Source organism: Amorphus sp. 3PC139-8, assembly GCF_040750475.1.
Taxonomy (GTDB): Bacteria; Pseudomonadota; Alphaproteobacteria; order Rhizobiales; family Amorphaceae; genus Amorphus.
Window position 1 is genome coordinate 1 of the sequence record NZ_JABJVY010000062.1, and the last position, 4665, is coordinate 4665.

Genomic DNA, 4665 nt, shown 5'->3' on the forward strand with positions numbered 1-4665 from the left:
GGCCTAACCGGCGCGAAGCTGGGAATTTGGCCAAGTTGACGAACGATTCGTGAACATTAGGCCAGAACCCGGTAGACGGACGCCCGTGCAATTCCGAGGCGGCGGGCGATGGCTGTCGCACCAAGCTTTTCCTCATCGCGCAGCCGGCGGATTTCGGCGGCGTCAATCTGACGGCGGCGGCCTTTATAAACGCCGCGCGCCTTGGCGGCGGCGATCCCTTCCAACTGCCGTTCGCGGCGCAGATTGGTCTCGAACTCAGCGAACACGCCAAGCATGTCGAGGAAAGCCTTGCCGCTCGCCGTCGAGGTATCGATCGGCTGTTCCGTCGCACGCAAGGCGACCCCCTTGGCCTTCAGCGTGTGCACGATGTCCTGCAAGTCGGCGACGGAGCGAGCGAGCCGGTCGACGCGCGTCACCATCAACGTATCGCCTTTTTGCAAGAACTCGAGCAGTGTCGCCAGCTCGCTGCGCCCCTCCCGCTGCGTGCCGCTCTTCTTCTCCGAGCGGATGACCTGGCAACCGGCGGCCCTCAGGGCCGCGTCCTGTATGGCAAGGTCCTGGTCAATGGTGCTGACGCGGGCGTAACCATAGATGGGCATGGCGACTGTCTCGTTAGGTTCTAGACGATGCATCAATACTGTCTCACATCTCCCAGAACAACCCTTATGAGACGAAGCCATTGTCTCACGAGAATGTCTTTCTGGCGTTTACCCAAATTAGGCGCCAGCACTGCCCCGCCTTCGAGGTTTCAATTTCTTGGTCGCTTCCACCAACCACTCAACGGCACCGGGCGTGGACTGCCAGACCTTGCCGTTTTCCTCGACGTAGTCAGCGGCCTCGTCCTCACCGCCCATGGTGATATAGCCGTCCATAGAGGCCACCAGAGGCTGCTTGCCGGATAGAACGCCGGGTACATGGCTGTTGGCCAGCCAGGCTTCCTCGGCCAATTTGCCTGCATCCGGATCGTTTTCCCGGAAGGCGAGAAGCGCCTGCGTGTAAAGCCACGCGGCTGCGCCATCATCTTCATATTGCCTGATGAGCTTTTTCAAGGCCTTGATGTCATCGCGGGCCAGCAGATGTCCGGCCAGCACGTAGCGGATGCCCTGATTGTCGTTGGGGTTGAGCTTGAGCATGGCCTGATAATGGCCGATCGCCTCCTGATGACGGCCAAGCCGCCAGAGCGCGGCGGCTAGACCTGCCCGCGCGCGCATGTAGGGACGAGTTTCGAGAAAGCCCCAGAAGTGACCGGCATACTCCTCGAATCCCTCCGAACCGAGGGCCATTTCCCCTGCCTCGACACCCCTCTGGTAGTAGTCCAGCATTTCCTCGCCAGACCCGGCCTCCTCTTCGGCCAGCAGCACATAGGCGTCAGCGCAGAGCGGCGACACTTCAAGCGCCTTCCTGGCCAGCGCGATACGTGTGCTGCGCGTGGTCGCCTCCCAAGCCTCATACATGATGTCCTGCGCCGCCTCTGTCGGATCGCTCCCGTGGCGCCCGCCGAAAAGGCCGGCCATGAACCCCTCCATGCCACGCCGGTCCGGCAACAGCGGGAGTGCATTGTTATTTCCCGGCGCCTTCGATGGCCTGGTTTTCTTCCGCGGCTTCTTCGAGACGGGCATTGTTCCCTCCAACTGCGATTAGGCCGCCTGCCTTTGCTCGAATTCGATCCTGCGGTTGAGGTCGAGCTCGAAACGGCCGTATGGATTAACGTGGCTGTAGATCAGCGGCGTGAGACCGCGATAGTCTTCCGGCGTCAGACGCGTAGCCCATTGCGGCTCGCTCAGCACCGACTGCATCATGCGTGTGTTCACATAAACCAGCGACGCCTGCAAAAGATGCAAGGAGAGTGCCGCAATCTCCTGGTCTTCCAACCGGTTGGTGGCGATCTCGCCGCCTTTGCCGAAGAACACGAAATCGGTGGCGCTGTTCCAGTTCTCGACCACGTTCAGGCTTTCGTGGATCTCCCGGCGGAAGGCTTCGCGCCGCAGATACCGGCACAGGAAGATGGTCTTCACCGCGCGACCGAGTTCGGCCAGGGCCTTGTATGTCGGGTGCATCACCTCGGCGCGTGTAAACCGGCGCAGGATCGCCTCCGGATCAGCCAGACCGCTATGCATGGCAGCCGTATACTTGACCATTTCATCATATTGCTGCTCGATCTCCTCCCAGTTGATGACGGTGGAGAGAACGGGAAGCAGGTTGGGCAGTCCAGCGCGCAGACCTGCGTGCGGCAGTGCCAGCTTCTGTCGGGCGATCGCCTTCAGTCTTGGCGCCAGATCGAAACCAAGCAGATGGCAGAAAGCAAAACCGATTACGCTCTGGCCGTGACTGTCGACATATTGCCGCTGTACCTCCATGTCCGTGCAATGCCGCAGCACGCCCTTGATCATCGCCCCCACTTCCGAGGACGAGCAACGCCTGAGTTGCGAGTAGATGCAGGTCGAGCCCTTCTCGACATGCCAGTAGATCATCACGCCGCGGCCCCCATAGCGCACGTGCCATTCGGTCATCAGGTTGTCGTCCCAGGCGCGGAACTTCTTGGAATCGGAGGCGCAGGCCGTGCCGGTCTCTCCCCAGATCGCAGTGTTGCGGATCGCCAGCGTCGCATTGGCGACCCGCGCGCAAGCCGCCTCAAGCGCATCCCGGTGGACGAAGTGCCGGTTCACGCGACGCAGTTCCTCATAGCTAACACCCGGGCAACCGGCCGCCACGCGCTTCAGGCCGGCATTGGTGCCGAGCCCGTACAGACATAGAAGCAAGCGGCGGTCGATGACACCACGGGATAAGGCGACGCGGGAAGCCGACGTTTCGAAAGCGTCGAGAAATCCCGTATCCAGCGCTGCCTCCTTCAGCACGTCGAGAAGTTCCGTCATCGGCCAACGCTGGCCGATCTCCGCCTTCACGGTGCGAAGCCCCTGCGGTTCCGGCAAGGGTTCGTACGGTGTGATCGAGATGCGGTTTCTACCGCCCCAAAGAATGCGAACCTTGTCGCTGGAAGGGATTTCGGCGTTGAGCAGCCGCAATTCCTGCTCCAGTTCCGCCCTGATTTTCTCGGTAAAGGCCCGTGCGTCCTGCGTCAGGTCCAGCGCTCCATAATAGGCCGCCCGCTTGACCGTGAAGTCCTCCGGCAAATCCTCGTCCGGATTGCGATAACGATCAGCTCCCGCCACCCAGATCTCCTTCGCCCGGATGCGCTCCCGCAACTGGGTGAGCACGCACAGTTCATAGCTGATACAGTTGATGCGGCCGTCCTTGCCGATGATCGCACTGCGCCATTTCGCCGGGATAACGCCCTCGATCGGAACCTCATTTCGGTAGAAAACACGACGGTGACTGCCAAGAGCGCGCCTGATCCAGTCCAGAGCGTCAAGCACCGGTCGATGCATGGCGTTGTTCGAGCGAAACTCCAGGACCGAAAGCAGCTGTGGCAGAATCCGTCTGTAATGATTGGCGTAGGAGCCGCGCATCACGTGGTAGATTTGACGTTCGAGCGTGCCTTTCGCCCGATGTTCCCTGATGATCGCCATAAGTTTTTCGCGGCCGGCCACCGGGAAAATCACGTCACAGACCCGTCCCTCGGGCGAGGCAACGGAAACCCCGGCTATATCGAACAGCAGCCGCTCCTTGCCATAAACCTTCTCGATGTCGCGCGCGATGCCGGCAACCACCTTGCGTTTCGAGCGCACACCGATCTTGTGAACGGTATCCACCAGCAGATCGATCATGCTGTCGGTGATCTGTGCCTCCCGGACCATCAGGAAGATGGCATAGAGGCCGAGTTGCCGCTGCGGCGTATGGCGGCGCATTTCCGAAGCTTTTTCGGCGCCGACCCGACGAACAATCCGCTCAATCCACGGTTTGCCAACGCCCCGCAGCATGTCGTGCGGCAAGTCCAGCCTCTTGATGAACGCCAGCCGCTCGGAAAGCGCGAGCATGTTCTCCAGTGACGCTGCGCCAGGATCGCCCTTGATGGCATGGAAACCGGAGACGTCTTCCGACTCTGCGAGCGAAGCTTGCATCAGCGCCACGGTCTCCGCCGACAGCCGATCTGCAACCCGGCCGACAAATGCCTCCACGAACCGCTGCCGTTCGGAGCGAGCCAGCCTTTCCATCTCCTTCGCCGACGGCGCGACAATTCGGCGATCCCGACACCAAAGAAAAGCTGCCTCCAGCATCGCCGTGACCGAAACGCCGCGCGGGCACAGTTCCCGCGCCATCCATTCGCTCAATGCCGCGCGGTCTGCCGGCTTCATCCGCCGAAAACCAAGATAACGCAGTATCTCCGCACAGTGACGCCGCGCGGAACGTCCCGAAAAGGCGTAATCGGCAAGATCGGAATGGCTCACCCCAAGTTGATCGGCCAAATAGGAGGCTGCCTCCTCGGGAACGCAAGCAGCGCTCGTGGCGAAACAGCCGGTCGCGGCAAAATACTTCAATTGCGCCGCAACTCCCAACCGTGCCCCGGATGGCTTGGCGTTCACAAAGTCGATGTCGCCAAACGAAAGGCTCCATTCACCGGCAATCTCCCCGCGCGAAACCTGCAAACCCATCCGCCCGACTCCTCATTCCAGGGGCAGATGTTCAGCCAGCCAGCCGGTCAGATCAATCCGTTCGCGCAACGTTCCACAACTTGGCCAATTTCGCAGCTTCGCGCCGGTTAGGCCT

General features: G+C 61.1%; 3 protein-coding genes. All 3 read right to left on the reverse strand.

Annotated elements, in window-relative coordinates:
• Nucleotides 1-56: 56 nt before the first annotated feature.
• The 3 genes from HNS03_RS25510 to HNS03_RS25520 all read right to left on the reverse strand — a co-directional run bounded on the left by HNS03_RS25510 (nt 57) and on the right by HNS03_RS25520 (nt 4550).
• The gene (locus tag HNS03_RS25510) at nt 57-599 is read right to left on the reverse strand and encodes a recombinase family protein (protein WP_367198855.1); all 543 of its coding nucleotides are present in this window, start codon (nt 597-599) and stop codon (nt 57-59) included.
• A 117-nt stretch (nt 600-716) separates the two neighbouring features.
• A complete protein-coding gene (locus tag HNS03_RS25515; protein WP_367198856.1) occupies nt 717-1619 on the reverse strand; it encodes a tetratricopeptide repeat protein in 903 nt (300 codons plus the stop codon).
• Between the two features lie 18 nt (nt 1620-1637).
• Nucleotides 1638-4550 (reverse strand): Tn3 family transposase, encoded by a 2913-nt coding sequence (locus HNS03_RS25520; protein ID WP_367198857.1) that lies wholly within the window; start codon nt 4548-4550, stop codon nt 1638-1640.
• Nucleotides 4551-4665 lie beyond the last annotated feature (115 nt).

Bases quoted from the DNA above. Each gene is read 5' to 3' on its own strand.
- HNS03_RS25520 (WP_367198857.1), bottom strand. From the start codon at position 4,550: ATGGGTTTGCAGGTTTCGCGCGGGGAGATTGCCGGTGAATGGAGCCTT.
- HNS03_RS25515 (WP_367198856.1), bottom strand. From the start codon at position 1,619: ATGCCCGTCTCGAAGAAGCCGCGGAAGAAAACCAGGCCATCGAAGGCG.
- HNS03_RS25510 (WP_367198855.1), bottom strand. From the start codon at position 599: ATGCCCATCTATGGTTACGCCCGCGTCAGCACCATTGACCAGGACCTT.